This window comes from Gilliamella sp. B3801 (assembly GCF_026536645.1).
Lineage (GTDB): Bacteria > Pseudomonadota > Gammaproteobacteria > Enterobacterales > Orbaceae > Gilliamella > Gilliamella apicola_I.
The window spans coordinates 253,096-268,805 of sequence record NZ_JAFNNR010000003.1; the positions used below are offsets into that span (position 1 = coordinate 253,096).

The 15,710-nt window shown below is 36.7% G+C and carries 14 protein-coding genes and 1 tRNA gene; 10 read left to right on the forward strand and 5 right to left on the reverse strand.

Annotation, left to right across the window (positions count from 1 at the left end):
* The first annotated feature begins 50 nt into the window (after positions 1 to 50).
* The 6 genes from J3U14_RS03950 to truB all read left to right on the forward strand — a co-directional run bounded on the left by J3U14_RS03950 (position 51) and on the right by truB (position 6,383).
* Positions 51 to 127 (forward strand) — tRNA-Met (locus tag J3U14_RS03950).
* Positions 128 to 316: 189 nt separating this feature from the next.
* On the forward strand, positions 317 to 778 hold the full coding sequence (gene rimP, locus J3U14_RS03955; RefSeq protein ID WP_065559534.1) for a ribosome maturation factor RimP: 462 nt from the start codon (positions 317 to 319) through the stop codon (positions 776 to 778).
* Positions 779 to 794: 16 nt separating this feature from the next.
* Positions 795 to 2,270, forward strand: coding sequence for a transcription termination factor NusA (gene nusA / locus J3U14_RS03960; RefSeq protein WP_065559533.1), 1,476 nt, complete (start codon positions 795 to 797; stop codon positions 2,268 to 2,270).
* A gap of 17 nt (positions 2,271 to 2,287) precedes the next feature.
* Complete coding sequence (infB, locus tag J3U14_RS03965) at positions 2,288 to 4,954, forward strand: translation initiation factor IF-2 (protein ID WP_267350519.1); 2,667 nt, start codon at positions 2,288 to 2,290, stop codon at positions 4,952 to 4,954.
* 69 nt (positions 4,955 to 5,023) lie between these two features.
* Positions 5,024 to 5,401, forward strand: coding sequence for a 30S ribosome-binding factor RbfA (rbfA, locus tag J3U14_RS03970; RefSeq protein ID WP_065559531.1), 378 nt, complete (start codon positions 5,024 to 5,026; stop codon positions 5,399 to 5,401).
* A gap of 67 nt (positions 5,402 to 5,468) precedes the next feature.
* Positions 5,469 to 6,383, forward strand: coding sequence for a tRNA pseudouridine(55) synthase TruB (truB, locus tag J3U14_RS03975; protein WP_267350517.1), 915 nt, complete (start codon positions 5,469 to 5,471; stop codon positions 6,381 to 6,383).
* A 71-nt stretch (positions 6,384 to 6,454) separates the two neighbouring features.
* On the opposite strand, the gene J3U14_RS03980 is transcribed toward truB, so the two are convergent.
* Positions 6,455 to 7,504 carry a LacI family DNA-binding transcriptional regulator gene (locus J3U14_RS03980; RefSeq protein WP_267350515.1) on the reverse strand — a complete coding sequence of 350 codons (1,050 nt, stop codon included), beginning with the start codon at positions 7,502 to 7,504 and terminating at the stop codon, positions 6,455 to 6,457.
* A gap of 177 nt (positions 7,505 to 7,681) precedes the next feature.
* Here J3U14_RS03980 and J3U14_RS03985 point away from each other — a divergent pair, with 177 nt between their 5' ends.
* The 3 genes from J3U14_RS03985 to dnaB all read left to right on the forward strand — a co-directional run bounded on the left by J3U14_RS03985 (position 7,682) and on the right by dnaB (position 10,951).
* Complete coding sequence (locus tag J3U14_RS03985) at positions 7,682 to 8,701, forward strand: aspartate-semialdehyde dehydrogenase (protein WP_267350513.1); 1,020 nt, start codon at positions 7,682 to 7,684, stop codon at positions 8,699 to 8,701.
* Positions 8,688 to 9,479 carry a tRNA pseudouridine(38-40) synthase TruA gene (gene truA, locus J3U14_RS03990; protein WP_267350512.1) on the forward strand — a complete coding sequence of 264 codons (792 nt, stop codon included), beginning with the start codon at positions 8,688 to 8,690 and terminating at the stop codon, positions 9,477 to 9,479. Before J3U14_RS03985 ends, truA begins: the two co-directional genes overlap by 14 nt.
* A gap of 62 nt (positions 9,480 to 9,541) precedes the next feature.
* Positions 9,542 to 10,951, forward strand: coding sequence for a replicative DNA helicase (gene dnaB, locus J3U14_RS03995; protein WP_411590079.1), 1,410 nt, complete (start codon positions 9,542 to 9,544; stop codon positions 10,949 to 10,951).
* Between the two features lie 76 nt (positions 10,952 to 11,027).
* On the opposite strand, the gene J3U14_RS04000 is transcribed toward dnaB, so the two are convergent.
* The 4 genes from J3U14_RS04000 to J3U14_RS04015 are packed head-to-tail and all read right to left on the reverse strand — an operon-like array spanning position 11,028 to position 14,538.
* A complete protein-coding gene (locus J3U14_RS04000; RefSeq protein WP_267350509.1) occupies positions 11,028 to 11,858 on the reverse strand; it encodes a metal ABC transporter permease in 831 nt (276 codons plus the stop codon).
* Positions 11,859 to 11,860: 2 nt separating this feature from the next.
* Positions 11,861 to 12,721: a metal ABC transporter permease gene (locus J3U14_RS04005; protein WP_267350507.1), complete on the reverse strand. Its 861-nt coding sequence runs from the start codon at positions 12,719 to 12,721 to the stop codon at positions 11,861 to 11,863.
* Positions 12,722 to 13,618, reverse strand: a complete 897-nt coding sequence (locus J3U14_RS04010; protein ID WP_267350505.1) for a manganese/iron ABC transporter ATP-binding protein — start codon at positions 13,616 to 13,618, stop codon at positions 12,722 to 12,724. It lies immediately after the preceding gene.
* Positions 13,618 to 14,538, reverse strand: coding sequence for a metal ABC transporter substrate-binding protein (locus J3U14_RS04015; protein WP_267350503.1), 921 nt, complete (start codon positions 14,536 to 14,538; stop codon positions 13,618 to 13,620). The genes J3U14_RS04010 and J3U14_RS04015 overlap by 1 nt, the downstream gene beginning before the upstream one ends.
* A gap of 601 nt (positions 14,539 to 15,139) precedes the next feature.
* Here J3U14_RS04015 and tssB point away from each other — a divergent pair.
* Positions 15,140 to 15,640, forward strand: coding sequence for a type VI secretion system contractile sheath small subunit (gene tssB / locus J3U14_RS04020; RefSeq protein WP_065559521.1), 501 nt, complete (start codon positions 15,140 to 15,142; stop codon positions 15,638 to 15,640).
* Positions 15,641 to 15,710: the final 70 nt, after the last annotated feature.

Sequence of the window (15,710 nt, forward strand, 5' to 3'; positions counted from 1 at the left end):
ATTTTCAGTTGCATTTTTTTCAAAATATAGTATACTCATCAACCATCTATCGCGGGGTGGAGCAGCTTGGTAGCTCGTCGGGCTCATAACCCGAAGGTCGTTGGTTCAAATCCAGCCCCCGCAACCACTTAACTTTTCATCCATAACCATTTATCCTGTTATTATTGCATGAAAGTTCGAAACAAGTGGCTTCATTATAGTTAGTTTTAAATGTAAGCCTCGCATGTCGAGGTTTTTTTACGTTTCGATTTAAGCGTAAGTTTTTAAGGAATGTTGGGCTTCATGCCCTTTTTTATTTTCTGCAGTGGAGGTTTGTTTGGCTAATATAGAGCAACAATTGACCGATATCATTCAAGAGCCTGTTAATGCGCTTGGTTTTGAATTAGTCGGTATTGAATATATCCGTGGCCGTTACCCAGTGTTACGAGTTTATATTGATAGTGAAGAGGGTATTTCTGTTGATGATTGTGCTGATGTTAGCCGACAAATTAGTGCGGTACTTGATGTCGAAGATCCTATCAAAGATGCCTACAATCTTGAAGTCTCATCGCCAGGTATGGACAGACCATTATTCACGCTTGAGCATTATAAACGTTTTATTGGTGAAGAAATTACGATGAGTTTACGTATCCCTGTTGCTAATCGTCGTAAATGGAAAGGACATATTAAATCCATTGATAATGAGATGATTACATTAACAGTTGATAATAATGATGAGGTATTTGCTTTTAGTAATATACAAAAAGCAAACATTGTACCTAATTTTAACCTTAAATAGAGTACGGGTGTAAAGGATGAATAAAGAAATTTTAGCTGTTGTTGAAGCGGTATCAAATGAAAAAGCACTTACGCGAGATAAAATTTTTGAGGCGTTAGAAACCGCATTAGCGACGGCAACCAAAAAGAAACATACAGTTGATATTGATGTTGTCGTTAAGATTGATCACAAAACGGGTGATTATGACACATTCCGTCGTTGGCTTGTTGTGAACGAAGTTACTCAACCGACGAAAGAAATGACTTTAGAAGCTGCGCAATACGAAGATCCTTCAGTAAAAATTGGTGATTACGTTCAAGAGCAGATAGAATCGGTTGCCTTCGACCGTATTACTACGCAAACAGCCAAACAAGTGATTGTGCAAAAAGTTCGTGAAGCTGAACGTGCGATGGTTATCGACATGTTTAGAAATCGAATTGGAGATATCGTAACAGGTATTGTTAAAAAGACTAATCGTGATAGCGTTATCCTTGACTTAGGAAATAATGCTGATGCGATGATGTCCCGCCATGATATGTTACCACGTGAAAACTTTCGTATAGGCGATAGGGTTCGCGGGATCTTATATTTAGTTGAACAAGATAATAAACCGGCACAACTTTGTATCAGTCGTTCAAATCCACAAATGATGGAAGAGTTATTCCGCATTGAAGTACCAGAAATTGGCGAAGAAATGATTGATATTAAAGGCGTTGCTCGTGATCCAGGTTCACGCGCGAAAATCGCAGTAAGCAGTAATGATCGTCGTATCGATCCTGTTGGTGCTTGTGTTGGGATGCGTGGTGCGCGTGTTCAGGCTGTATCCAATGAATTTGGTGGTGAGCGTATTGATATCGTTTTATGGGATGATAATCCGGCACAATTTGTAATTAATGCTATGGCGCCTGCCGATGTGGTTTCCATTGTTGTTGATGAAGATAAACATACAATGGATGTTGCTGTTAATGCTGATACTTTACCACAGGCAATTGGTCGTAACGGTCAAAATATTCGTTTAGCTTCGCAGCTAACCGGTTGGACATTAAATGTCATGAGCACCGAAGATTTGCAAGAAAAGCATCATGCAGAATCATTTGCAGCAATTAATAATCTGATTAAACATCTGGACATTGATGAAGAGTTAGCAAAACTTTTAGTAGAAGAAGGATTTACTTCACTGGAAGAACTTGCTTACGTTCCTGTTGATGAATTGCTTGAAATTGAAGAACTTGATGAAGAACTCGTTGAAGCATTAAGAAATAGAGCCAAAGATGCATTAACTACAATAGCATTAGCTAATAGTGGTGATAAACGACCTGCGCAAGATTTATTAGATTTGCCAGGTATGACACAAGAATTAGCCTATCAATTAGCCCAACATGATGTAATCACCTTGGAAGACTTAGCTGAACAAGGTACAGATGATCTAGTCGGGATTGAAGGTTTAACAAGTAATCAAGCTGGCGACTTTATTATGGCTGCTCGTAATATTTGTTGGTTTGCAAATGAATAATTGAGGGATAGTAATACATGACCAAAGTATCAATCGAAACACTGGCTCAAGAGATAAATACTCCAGTGCAAACACTTTTGCAACAGTTTGCTGATGCAGGTATTAAAAAAACTGCAACAGATACTGTTACACAAAAGGAAAAAGAAGCTTTGCTTGCGCATCTAAATCCTCAGCAAGGCCCAACAAAATTAACGTTACAACGTAAAACACATTCTACCTTGAATGTATCGAGTGGCGGTGGCAAAAGCAAAGAAATTAAAATAGAAGTACGCAAAAAACGTACAATTGTTAAGCAAGATCCTGCTGAACTTGAAAAAGCACGACTTGAAGCTGAACGCAAAGCCAAACAGGAAGCTGAATTAAAAGCACGTAAAGAAGCTGAAGCACAAGCACAATTAGCTGCTCAAGAAGCCAAAAAACGTGAAGAGGCCGAAGCTGAAAAACGTGCACAAGAAGCAAAAGCGAAAGAAGCTGAAAAAGCAGCAGAACAATCAGTGACACCTAAGGTAAAAAAAGCACAAGAAGAAAAAGCGCGTCTTGAAGCCGAAGCTAACGAAATTAAACGTAAAGCTGAAGAAGAAAATCGTCGCAAACTAGAAGCCGAAGCTAAACGCATGGCTGAAGAAGCGCGAAAATTAGCAGAACAATATAGTGATGCTGATGATAATGACAATGACAACAATGGTGATGAAGAAGATTATCATGTTACTACGTCTAAATTTGCACGCGCAGCAGAAGACGATACCGACCGTGAAGTTGAAAGCGCACGTGGTCGAGGTCGTAATGCAAAACAGACCAAACAGAAAAAAGGCAGCAAATTATCTGAAGGTAAAGCAGAACGTGAAGAAGCACGTGCTGTTACTCGTGGTAATAATAAAAAGAAAGGTAAAAGTACCTTACAACAAAGTTTTAATAAACCTGTACAAGCGGTTAACCGAGATGTAGTTATCGGTGAAACGATTACCGTTGCTGAACTCGCTAACAAAATGGCAGTAAAAGGTTCAGAAGTTATCAAAACGATGATGAAAATGGGGGCAATGGCAACCATTAATCAGGTTATCGATCAGGAAACAGCTCAGCTAGTTGCTGAAGAAATGGGACACAAAGTCGTTCTTCGTCGTGAAAACGAACTAGAAGAATCTTTAATGAGTGATCGTGATACGGGTGCGGAAAAAGTGTCACGGGCTCCGGTTGTGACCATTATGGGACATGTAGACCATGGTAAAACTTCATTGCTTGACTATATTCGTAAAGCAAAAGTTGCCTCAGGTGAAGCAGGTGGTATTACTCAGCATATCGGTGCTTATCATGTTAAAACAGCAAATGGTGAGATCACTTTCTTAGATACACCGGGACATGCGGCATTTACTTCAATGCGTGCTCGTGGTGCAAGAGCAACTGATATTGTTGTTCTTGTCGTGGCAGCTGATGATGGCGTCATGCCTCAAACTATCGAAGCAATCCAACATGCTAAAGCTGCAAATGTACCTATGGTTGTTGCCGTAAACAAAATCGATAAACCCGAAGCCGATCCAGAACGTGTAAAAGGTGAACTTGCACAATATGGTGTCATGTCAGAAGATTGGGGTGGAGACACACAATTTGTTCATGTATCAGCTAAAGCAGGAACAGGTATAGATCAACTGCTTGAAGCCATTTTGTTACAAGCGGAAGTACTTGAACTCACAGCTTACGAAACCGGTATGGCTAGTGGTGTGGTTATTGAATCATTCCTTGATAAAGGTCGTGGTTCTGTTGCTACAGTACTTGTTCAATCAGGAACATTACGTAAAGGCGATATCGTTCTATGTGGGTTTGAATATGGTCGTATTCGTGCAATGCGCAACGAATTAGGTAAAGAAGTGACTGAAGCAGGTCCATCAATTCCTGTTGAGATTTTAGGTCTATCGGGCGTACCTTCTGCTGGTGATGAAGCAACAGTTGTACGTGATGAAAAGAAAGCACGTGAAGTGGCATTATATCGTCAAGGAAAATTCCGTGACGTTAAACTTGCTCGACAACAAAAAGCGAAACTCGAAAACATGTTTACTAACATGACTGAAGGTGATGTATCTGAACTTAATATCGTGCTAAAAGCCGACGTTCAAGGTTCGGTTGAAGCGATTTCTGACTCACTACTTAAACTCTCAACCGATGAAGTTAAAGTTAAAATTATTGGTTCGGGTGTTGGTGGAATTACCGAAACGGACGCATCGCTTGCAGCAGCATCGAATGCCATAATTTTAGGCTTTAACGTACGTGCCGATGCTTCAGCTCGTAAAGTGATTGAAACAGAAAATTTAGACCTTCGCTACTATTCAGTTATTTATGATCTGATTGATGAAGTGAAACAAGCCATGAGTGGTATGCTAGCTCCAGAGTACAAACAAGAAATTATTGGTCTTGCCGAAGTCCGTGATGTGTTTAAATCACCTAAATTTGGTGCAATCGCTGGTTGTATGGTTACTGAAGGTGTGGTTAAACGTCATAATCCAATCCGTGTTTTACGTGATAACGTGGTTATTTATGAAGGCGAACTTGAATCACTACGTCGCTTTAAAGATGACGTTAATGAAGTTCGTAACGGAATGGAATGTGGTATTGGTGTACGTAACTATAATGATGTTCGTGTTGGGGATTCAATCGAAGTCTTTGAAACTATCGAAATCAAGCGTACAATTTAATAACGATGACATTACCATGTTATAAGCAAGGTTTATGCCTTGCTTATTCATATTTTAAGGAAAATAGATATGGCAAAAGCATTTAATCGCTCTTCTCGTGTTGGACATGAATTGCAAAAAGAGATTGCAATCATACTACAACGCGAAATCAAAGATCCACGTCTAGGCATGGTTACTGTTTCGGGTGTTGATATCTCACGCGACCTTTCCTACGCGAAAGTATTTGTAACTTTTTTAAATGATGATGATCCGCAAGTTATTGAACAAGGTCTAACCGTACTCAATGATGCGAAAGGATATATTCGAACTTTAATAGGCAAAGCAATGCGTTTACGTATTATTCCTGAAATCAAATTCTTTTATGATGAATCATTGGTTAAAGGTATGCAAATGTCTAGTTTAGTCTCTGATGTTATCAAACAGGATAACGAACGTCATAAAGATTAACATAAAAAATGCCATGATTTTGAACTAAATCTAGTTGGTTTTATTTTTTAAGATAAAGAAATTAACAATGAATATTAAAAAAATTCGCCGTGAACTTCACGGCGTTTTGTTATTAGACAAGCCGCAAGGCATGACCTCGAATGATGCTTTGCAAAAAGTCAAAAGACTCTTTAACGCTAAAAAAGCAGGGCATACAGGTGCGCTCGACCCTTTAGCGACAGGCATGTTACCCATCTGTTTTGGTGAAGCGACCAAATTTTCTCAATATTTGTTAGATTCTGATAAACGATATCAAGTTATTGCTAAACTAGGTGAACGAACAGATACGTCAGATGCAGACGGTCAAATCATTTGTTCTAAACCTGTCAATATTACTCAATCACAAATTGATGAAGCGTTAACGCATTTTCGTGGGGATATTTTACAAGTGCCAACCATGTTTTCGGCATTAAAGCACCAAGGTAAACCACTTTATGAATATGCTCGGCAAGGCATTGTCATTGAACGAGAAGCAAGACCCATTACCGTTTACGAAAATCAATTTATCCAATTTGATGCCAATACTCATGAATTAACTTTAGAAATACATTGCTCTAAGGGAACGTATATTCGAACGATTATTGATGATTTAGGAGAATTACTGAGTTGTGGTGCACATGTCATTTATTTAAGACGTCTGCAAGTTTCTAATTATCCCATTCAACAAATGGTAACTTTAGATGCACTACACAATTTAGCTGATAAAGATACTTTGTTAATGCCAGTAGATAGCCCAATGAATGCGTACCCAAAGGTCACACTCACTGAACAACAAGGTAAGCATATTTTATTAGGTCGAACGATAGAAATAGATACGGTCATTAACGATGAGATAACTTCACCTCAAGAAACGTTAGTCAGGATTTATCAAGATCAAACATTTATCGGGGCGGGCGTTCAGATAAAAAATAAACTCTCACCAAAACGATTGATATCATCATAGTCATAAAACAGAATCCAACAGAAATAAACGTTCTGCTACTATTAATAATAGCGACGATGTTTAATTATAGACTAGTTAATAAATAGGGATTCTGTTTCAACAAGGTGGTATTGCAAAGTTGATGCAGTTTTTTGTTTGAGTATGTCACAAAGTAAACGGGCTGATTTTCTTCCCATTTTAGATAAAGGTTTATAAATTCGGCTAAGCTGGTCTAATTCATTATATTGACGATCTTTTGAATGATTAATATAAGTAATAGCGATAGGGGTCGTTAGCTGCTCCTTGCTTTGATTCACTTGATGCAATATTCCCAGTACCGCAGCAAAAGGGTGTTGAGAATTTTTTTGATCATAATATTGTTCATCCAAATAATTTAAATGAATATTATCCGAGCAAATAATCGCAGTGGGTGGTTTGTTACTTTCAATTAATTTTTTGATAGCCGAACGCCCTTGCTCATAACTAAAGCAATGATGAATTAGGTAATTAGGATCAAACTTAATGTTAGACCTCAGAAGGGCTTGCTGATAACCTTGTAAAAAAAGAGTTGAACTCTTTTTATGACTGTCATTGATGATAACTGCAATTTTTTTATGTATTTGATGCACTAAATATTGAGTAATATTATAGGCTATGGTCAAGTGATCGAAATAAACGCAATTAAAATCAAGCGAAAAATGGTTAACTAAAATAATAGGTGGTAAGGTGGATTTGTAGTTTTTGAGGATATCTAAATAGGGAGCATCATTAATGATCACGATACCATCAAAAATGTTTTGGGTTGCATATCGAATTAAATGATGAATATCATTTGGGCTGGAATAGGCGAAGCGTAAATAAAAAAATTGGTATCCCGCTTCTTTTAAACCACTTTCTAAACCAATATTGATTAAACTTTGCGAGAATAATTGATTATCAATAATTAAAATTTTTTGCGTTTCACACTCTACATGATAGGGTTTAGTATTAAAGGGTGTATCAATCCCCAACTCCTCAATTGCTTTATAAACACGTGATTGTGTTAATGCAGAAGTTAAATTGGGCGTGTTTAATACTCTTGACACGGACGCAATTGATAAATTTGCCTTTTGGGCAATCACAGCTAAAGTAACTTTATTCATAAAATAGGATTTTAACGTGTAACATGGTGCATCACTTTAATCATAATTTTATAATGTGTAACGGATAAAAAATGAATTTGTCGATCTTGCTTCCAAAATTAATAGCTCTTTTTTTTCAGCTATCCTCACAGATATAATGTTATAATCTTTGATAAATTTTATTGATTGGGTTTATATATGTCAGCATGGAATATTGCCATTGTTGGTGCGACAGGACAAGTAGGTTCTGCGCTCATTGAGTTACTACAAGAGTATACTCAAAAAAATCATAGTATTGAAATTGATAATCTCTACCTAGTCGGCAGTGATAACAGTGCTGGCGAGATTATTCGATTTGCAGGTAAAAATTTAACGGTTATTGATAGTGCTCAAATGGACTTTAGTCAATGCCATTTTGCTTTTTTTGTCGCGGGTGCGAAAACCAGTGAAAAATATGCTCAACAAGCAGCACAAGCAGGATGCATTGTGATTGATGCAAGTGGCTACTTTGCTGATCAAGATCATATTCCACTGATTGTGCCACAAGTGAACAATCATGTTTTAGCTGAATACCGTAACGAAAACATTATTGCGGTAGCCAGTGCCCCCGTTTCTCAATTACTTCGCTGTGTTGCACCTTTAACGGATATCGAGTTACTCACTAATTTGCATGTAACAAGTTTCATTCCCTCTTCAATGTATGGCAAACCAGGCGTTGAAGAACTGGCTGGTCAAAGTGCTCGATTATTAAATGGTATGCCTGTTGATAATGACTTATTCGACAAACAGCTTGCTTTCAATCTGTTGCCTATTTCACATGAATCTGATAATTCATCATACGGTGAAAAATCACTGATAAATCAGATTCGTAAAGTTATCAATAATTATCAGCTACCAATATCGATTGAATCTGTTATTGTTCCGGTATTTTATGGACTTGCTCAAGCGGTAAATGTTTCTAGCAGTTTACCGATTGAATTAGATATGGCACGTTTTAGCGAATATGGTGTTGAATTACAAGGGGATACGCTTTCAACTCCTGTTACTGAAGTTAATGCCGAATCAGAATCTAATTTGACGATTAAATTATCCAATTTAAGGCATAGTTTTGGTCATTATGAACAAATCCAATTTTGGTCAGTTGCTGATAATATTCGCTATTTAGGTGGAATAATGCTCATCCAGACGCTTGAGATGCTGATTAATGACTACCTCTAAAATTGCACTGGGTATTGAATATGATGGCAGTGGATATTTTGGTTGGCAACGCCAACAATCCGTTGATTCAGTCCAAGAAAGATTAGAGTCTGCTTTATCGGTTATCGCCGATGAGCCTATTACGGTTTTTTGTGCAGGTCGAACGGATGCGGGGGTCCATGCAACAGGACAAGTTATTCACTTTGAAACAAAAGCACAACGATCTCACAGTGCTTGGACAATGGGGGTCAATTCCCACTTACCATCAAATATTGCGGTGCGGTGGTCTCAACCTGTTGCGGAAAGTTTTCATGCAAGATTCAGCGCAACTGCTCGACGTTATCGTTATGTGATTTATAATCACCGTTACCGTCCAGCAATTTTATCAAAAGGGGTTACGCATTACTATTTACCCCTTAATGAAAAGCTCATGCATGAAGCTGCACAATATCTGTTAGGAGAAAACGACTTTTCATCATTTAGGGCCGCACAATGTCAGTCGTTAACGCCTTGGCGAAACATTCATCAAATTAGTGTAACCAGACAGGGTGACTATGTGATTGTGGATATAAAAGCGAATGCATTCGTACATCATATGGTAAGGAATATCGTCGGCAGTTTGCTAGAAGTTGGCGCTGAAAATCAAAAGCCGCAATGGATTGATGATTTATTGAAAGCTAAAGATAGAACACGGGCGGCAGCAACAGCAAAACCGGAAGGTTTGTATTTAGTTCAGGTGGATTATCCACTAGAATATCAAATACCTAATCTTGCATTAGGCCCCTTATTTTTGAGCTAGCTAAATGATAAGCTCAAATATGAATTAAATTAAAAAAGATGAATCTAATGAATACTGATGAAATCATTACCAATAAAGACGGTAATAATCAAAATGCGAAAAACGCAAAACTACATAGCTTAAAATTGCCTCCCCATTCCATAGAGGCAGAGCAAGCTGTTCTCGGTAGTTTAATGCTGGATAATCAGCGTTGGGATGTCGTTGCTGAAATGATAACCGAACGGGATTTTTATTCACGTCATCATCAAATTATCTTCGCTGAAATGCATATTTTAGTGGGTAAAGGAACACCAATAGATTTAATTACGCTTTCAGAAAGTTTAGAAAGTAAGGATTTGCTTGCTGACGTGGGGGGATTTGCTTATTTAGCTGAATTATCAAAAAACACCCCGAGCGCCATCAATGTTGTGGCATATAGTGATATTATTCGGCAACAAGCTATATTACGTGAACTTATCAGCGCATCAAATGAGATTGCAGATAACTGTTATGCGACAGAAGGGCGAGACAGTAGTGAAATATTGGATTTAGCTGAAAGTAAAATCTTTCAAATTGCTGAAAGCCGTACCAAGCAAGGAGAGGGGCCAAAAAGCATAACTGAAGTGCTGGAAGCGACGGTTGCTAAAATCGAAGAACTGTTCCAACGCCCACATGATGGTGTCACTGGTGTTTCTACAGGTTTTCTTGATTTAGACAAAAAGACAGCTGGCTTGCAACGTTCAGATTTAATCATTATTGCCGCACGTCCTTCTATGGGAAAAACAACTTTCGCCATGAATTTGTGTGAAAATGCAGCAATGATGCAAGAAAAACCGGTATTAATATTTAGTTTAGAAATGCCTTCAGAACAAATTATGATGCGTATGCTCGCTTCACTTTCTCGAGTAGACCAAACACGTATTCGTACTGGTCAATTACAAGATGATGATTGGGCTCGTATTTCAAGTACCATGGGTATTTTGCTTGAAAAGAAAAATATTTATATCGATGACTCTTCCGGATTAACGCCAATGGAATTACGTTCACGTGCCAGACGTATTTATCGGGAACATAAAGGGTTAAGTATGATCATGGTCGATTATCTACAGCTGATGCGTGTACCGAATATGTCTGAAAATCGAACGTTGGAAATTGCTGAAATATCACGATCATTAAAAGCATTAGCAAAAGAATTACAAATTCCGGTTGTTGCACTATCACAGTTAAATCGTAGTCTTGAACAACGGGCAGATAAAAGACCAGTGAATTCGGATTTACGTGAATCCGGATCGATTGAACAAGATGCCGATGTAATCATGTTTATTTATCGTGATGAAGTGTATAACGAAGCATCTGAACACAAAGGAATTGCCGAAATTATTTTAGGTAAACAGCGTAATGGTCCAATAGGTAAAGTAAGATTAAAATTCCAAGGTCAATTTTCACGCTTTGATAATTATGCTGATTCCAGCAAATATATGGATGATGAATAGTTAAAAAATTCCAAAGCGAAAATTGCGTAAATGTCATAACGACTAACATGTCACATTTACGCAATTTTATTAATGGTTAATTTTGACGGCTTTTAATATAGGCATAACTTTGTGTAAAAACAAAAATAGTAGCTTGTAGAATCACAATGCAAGCACTGGTAGAAGCATCTAAATGATAACTGATCAATGTTCCCATAACGGTTGAAAAGACAGAAATTAACACCGCAATAACTAACATTCTTTCAAATCGTTTACTGATTAAAAAAGCAGTAATACCCGGTGCAATCAACATAGCAATGACCAATATAACCCCAGCTGCTTTTAGCGATCCTACAATAGTTAAAGCTAGAATACTCAGTAATCCATAATGTAATAATCGAACGGGTAATCCAACCACTCTTGCTTGAACAGGATCAAAACAATAAAGCATGAGATCACGACGCTTAATGATAACAATAATAGACACGACAGCAGCAATAAAAATAATCTGTATTAATTCTGCATAACTTGTACCAAGTACACTACCAAATAAGATATGGTTCAAATGTTGCGACGTATCAACTTTAGAAAATAACACTAAACCGAATGCAAACATACCGGAAAACACAATTCCCATGACGGTATCTTCTTTTATTCGGCTGTTTTCTTTTATATAACCGGTAGCGACTGAGCAAAATAAACCTGACACAAAAGCCCCGATAATAATGGGAATTCCGGCTAAGAAGGCAAGTACAATACCGGGTAATACTGCATGTGATATAGCATCGCCCATCAATGACCACCCTTTCAAAACTAAAAAGCACGATAGTAGGGCACAAACCATACCGGTTGCAAGCGCGGCTAAAATGGCTCTTTGCATAAGAGGAATCGTAAAAGGATGAAAAATAAAATACCCTATATCAGCCATACTTAATCCCCTTTACTTAAGCGAAGTTGTCTAATTTTACGGCGATTAGAAATTAATCCTTGTTTAGGTGCAAATAAAAAAGCAAAAATAAAAACTAACGTTTGCAATGTAACAATAACGCCACCTGTTTCACCATTTAAAAAGTAACTAAACCACGCTCCAATAGCACTGGTTAGTGCACCAATTATTACCGAAATAATCAATAAATGTGAAAATCGATTAGTCAGCAAATAAGCGGTTGCACCGGGCGTGACAACCATTGCAATAACTAAAATTGCCCCAACCGTTTGTAAAGCTGCAACTGTGCAAGCACTTAAAATAGTAAAAAAAAGGATTTTTAAAGGTAAAGGTCTTAAACCGATTGATCTGGCATGAATTTCATCAAAAAATACAACTAATAAATCCTTCCAGAATAATAATAAAAGTACAACCGAAACCAATATGATAATCTGCACTTGCCACATATCACTATCATCAATACCTAAAATATTACCAAAAATAATTGTCTGGGCATTAATAGAAGTCGGATTTAATGAAAGAATTAATAAACCAATCGCAAAAAAAGTAGAAAAAATAAAACCAATAATGGCATCTTCTTTTAATCGGGTCATTGCTCTTACCATGGTAATAGAAAGTGCAGCCAATAATCCCGTAAAAAAAGCGCCTACCGAATAAGGTAAACCCAGTGCATAAGCTCCGGCAACACCAGGGACCACTGAATGAGATAAAGCATCGCCCATTAATGACCAGCCCTTTAACATTAAAAAGGCAGATAAAAAAGCACAAGCTGCGCCGACAATGCTACTTACCCAGATGGCTTTTAGCATAAAGTCATAACTAAATGGTTCAAGAAGGAGTTCCATTTATTGCTGTCCTTTTGGTTCATGATCATGATGTTCAACAAGTAAATCTTGATGAGGGGAATCATCTTTACCTTCACCATAAAATATTGCTGCACGTTCATCATCGGTTAAAATAGATACCTTGCGAGGATCTTCATCTTCATGTAACTTTTCACCCGAAAGACTTAGATAACGCAAAGCACCGCCAAAAGTAGTCATTAAATTTTGAGGGGTAAATGTGGATTGGGTTGATCCAAAAGCAAGAACAGTTTGATTAATCAAAACAACTTGATCACAAAATTCAGGCACACTACCTAAATTATGGGTAGAAACTAAAATTAAATGCCCCTCATCACGAAGATCCTTCAAAAGTTCAATAATGGCATTTTCTGTTTTAACATCAACCCCAGTAAAAGGCTCATCTAATAAAAGTACTTTACCTTGTTGAGCTAACGCTCTGGCTAAAAATACACGTTTTTTTTGACCGCCAGAAAGCTCGCCAATTTGTCGGTGTTTAAATTCGAGCATATCTACACGCTTTAGGGCAATATCAACTTGTCTTTTATCCTCTTTACTTGGAATACGTAAAAAAGACATATGTCCATAACGTCCCATCATTACTACGTCAGACACTAACACAGGAAAATCCCAATCAACCTCTTCCGTTTGGGGTACATAAGCAATAATATTTTGTTTTAATGCTTGTTTTACAGGCGTATTATTAAAAGTTACTTGTCCCTTAGTTGGTCGTATCATCCCCATAATGCTTTTAAACAGTGTGGATTTACCACTACCATTAACGCCAACCAGTGCACATATAGTGCCACCATGTAAGCTAAAACTTGCATCATGAATAGCAGTGTGACCATTATTATAAGTCACAGTAATATCATCAACGTTTAGGCAAATTTGAGTCATCAGTTTTCAAACCCCTTAGCTATTGTTTCAACAGTCACTTTTAATAAATCGATATAGGTTGGTACTGGGCCATCTTTAGTTGAAAGTGAATCAACATATAACACACCTCCATACTTAGCACCTGTCTCTTTACTTACCTGCTTAGCCGGTTTATCCGAAATCGTACTTTCACTAAAAACAACCGGAATATTATTTTTACGGACCGTATCAATCAGATTTTTAACTTGTTTAGGTGTGCCTTGCTGCTCAGCATTAATCGGCCACAAATATGCTTCTTTAAGATTATAATCTCTTGCCAAATAACTAAAAGCCCCTTCACTGGTGACTAACCAACGCTGAGATTCTGGAATTTTGGCTAGGCGTTCCCTTAAAGGCGCATCAAGAGCTTTAATCTTAGCAACATAATCGGCAGCATTCTTATTGTAAATATCGGCATGTTTCGGATCATATTTAACAAAAGCAGCACGAATATTTTCAATATAAGTTAAAGCAAGTGTCGGAGACATCCAAGCATGTGGATTAGGATTACCTTTATAACTTCCTTCCTGAATCGGCATAGGGTCAATTCCTTCTGTTACCGTAACCGAAGGAACATCTTTAATATCTTCAAAAAAACGTTTAAACCAAAGTTCTAAATTAAGTCCATTCCATAATACTAAATCGGCAGAAAGTGCTTTGGTAATATCTTGAGGGGTTGGATCATATTCATGAATCTCGGCACCAGCTTTAGTGATTGACTCAACTATCGCTGCATCGCCCGCAATATTTTGTGCGATATCTTGAATCACGGTAAATGTCGTAACAACTTTAAATTTTTTTTCTTCAGCGATTGCAGAGTTAGCCACGCCAGTAAGAATAATTAATGATGTAAAAATTAAATTTAATAAAGTTTTACGACTTTTGATAGAATTGAATTTCATTAGCAACTCCTATTTAATAATATACTCAATCATCTTCAAGATACCGAGAAATCAAGGAAAACGTGAAAGCTAAAAAGAAATCCTTTTCATAATAGCTTCCTTTAACTATCTAATAAAGTGATAAAAATAAATACACTTTAAATGTTAATGAGAATTATTATCATTTAAGTCGCTAAAGTCAAATAAATTTGTTTAATTTAGTCAATTTTTAAATTATTAGATAACGTATTTTAAATAAATATTTATTGAAAAAGGAGATAGCCTTATCTATTAGAATAATAGCTATTTTAATAATTGATTTATTGAGTTAACTATAGTTAAAAAAATTTAAAAAACATTTTAAAAGTTGAATTAGCATTAAATTTAATAAAATTTATTTAAAAATGATTAAAAAACAATCCATCAGTTCATATCTGCGACATCATAAAAACCCTTTATTTTGCTAGAAAAATAAGCAAATTTTAAAAAAAATTCTTTATGAAAAAATTAATTAATTTAAGCGTTAAGATTGTAATTAATTCGTAAATCGTGTAATTTATTCACAACTTAAGGGTAATTATTTATTTTAGCCTTTAAAGGGAATGGAAATTTAGGAGAAATTATGTCAAACAGTTATCAAAATGAAGTCCCAGCTGCCCGCGTGAATATCAGTTTAGATTTACACACTGGCGGAGCCTCAAAGAAAGTTGAACTACCACTTAAAATATTGTCAATTGGCGATTATGGTCGTGGAAAAGACAAACGTTCACTTTCTGAAAAAGAAAAAGTATCGATTAATAAAAATAATTTCGATGCAGTGTTAAACGATTTTAGACCAGAAGCTAAAATAAGTGTACCTAATACACTTGCAGATGATGGTAGTGACATCAGTGTTGATTTGGTGTTTGAATCTATGAAAGATTTTTCACCAGAACAAGTCGCTAAAAAAATCCCACAACTACGTTCTTTACTTGCTATGCGTAATCTATTAAGAGATTTGAAATCAAATCTATTAGATAACGCTACTTTCCGCTATGAACTTGAAAAAATAGTGAAAGATCAACAACTCTCTGATGAGCTCCGTGCTGAATTAGAATCAATTGTATCTGAAAGTAAAAAATAAAATTTTAATCAATCAAAACTCAATTTGCACAGCAAAATATAAAGTTTGATAAAAATTAAGAGACAAAAGT

Bases quoted from the DNA above. Each gene is read 5' to 3' on its own strand.
- J3U14_RS04005 (WP_267350507.1), bottom strand. From the start codon at position 12,721: ATGGAACTCCTTCTTGAACCATTTAGTTATGACTTTATGCTAAAAGCC.
- infB (WP_267350519.1), top strand. From the start codon at position 2,288: ATGACCAAAGTATCAATCGAAACACTGGCTCAAGAGATAAATACTCCA.
- rbfA (WP_065559531.1), top strand. From the start codon at position 5,024: ATGGCAAAAGCATTTAATCGCTCTTCTCGTGTTGGACATGAATTGCAA.
- J3U14_RS03980 (WP_267350515.1), bottom strand. From the start codon at position 7,504: ATGAATAAAGTTACTTTAGCTGTGATTGCCCAAAAGGCAAATTTATCA.
- truA (WP_267350512.1), top strand. From the start codon at position 8,688: ATGACTACCTCTAAAATTGCACTGGGTATTGAATATGATGGCAGTGGA.
- J3U14_RS03985 (WP_267350513.1), top strand. From the start codon at position 7,682: ATGTCAGCATGGAATATTGCCATTGTTGGTGCGACAGGACAAGTAGGT.
- J3U14_RS04000 (WP_267350509.1), bottom strand. From the start codon at position 11,858: ATGGCTGATATAGGGTATTTTATTTTTCATCCTTTTACGATTCCTCTT.
- J3U14_RS04015 (WP_267350503.1), bottom strand. From the start codon at position 14,538: ATGAAATTCAATTCTATCAAAAGTCGTAAAACTTTATTAAATTTAATT.
- J3U14_RS04010 (WP_267350505.1), bottom strand. From the start codon at position 13,618: ATGACTCAAATTTGCCTAAACGTTGATGATATTACTGTGACTTATAAT.
- truB (WP_267350517.1), top strand. From the start codon at position 5,469: ATGAATATTAAAAAAATTCGCCGTGAACTTCACGGCGTTTTGTTATTA.
- tssB (WP_065559521.1), top strand. From the start codon at position 15,140: ATGTCAAACAGTTATCAAAATGAAGTCCCAGCTGCCCGCGTGAATATC.
- nusA (WP_065559533.1), top strand. From the start codon at position 795: ATGAATAAAGAAATTTTAGCTGTTGTTGAAGCGGTATCAAATGAAAAA.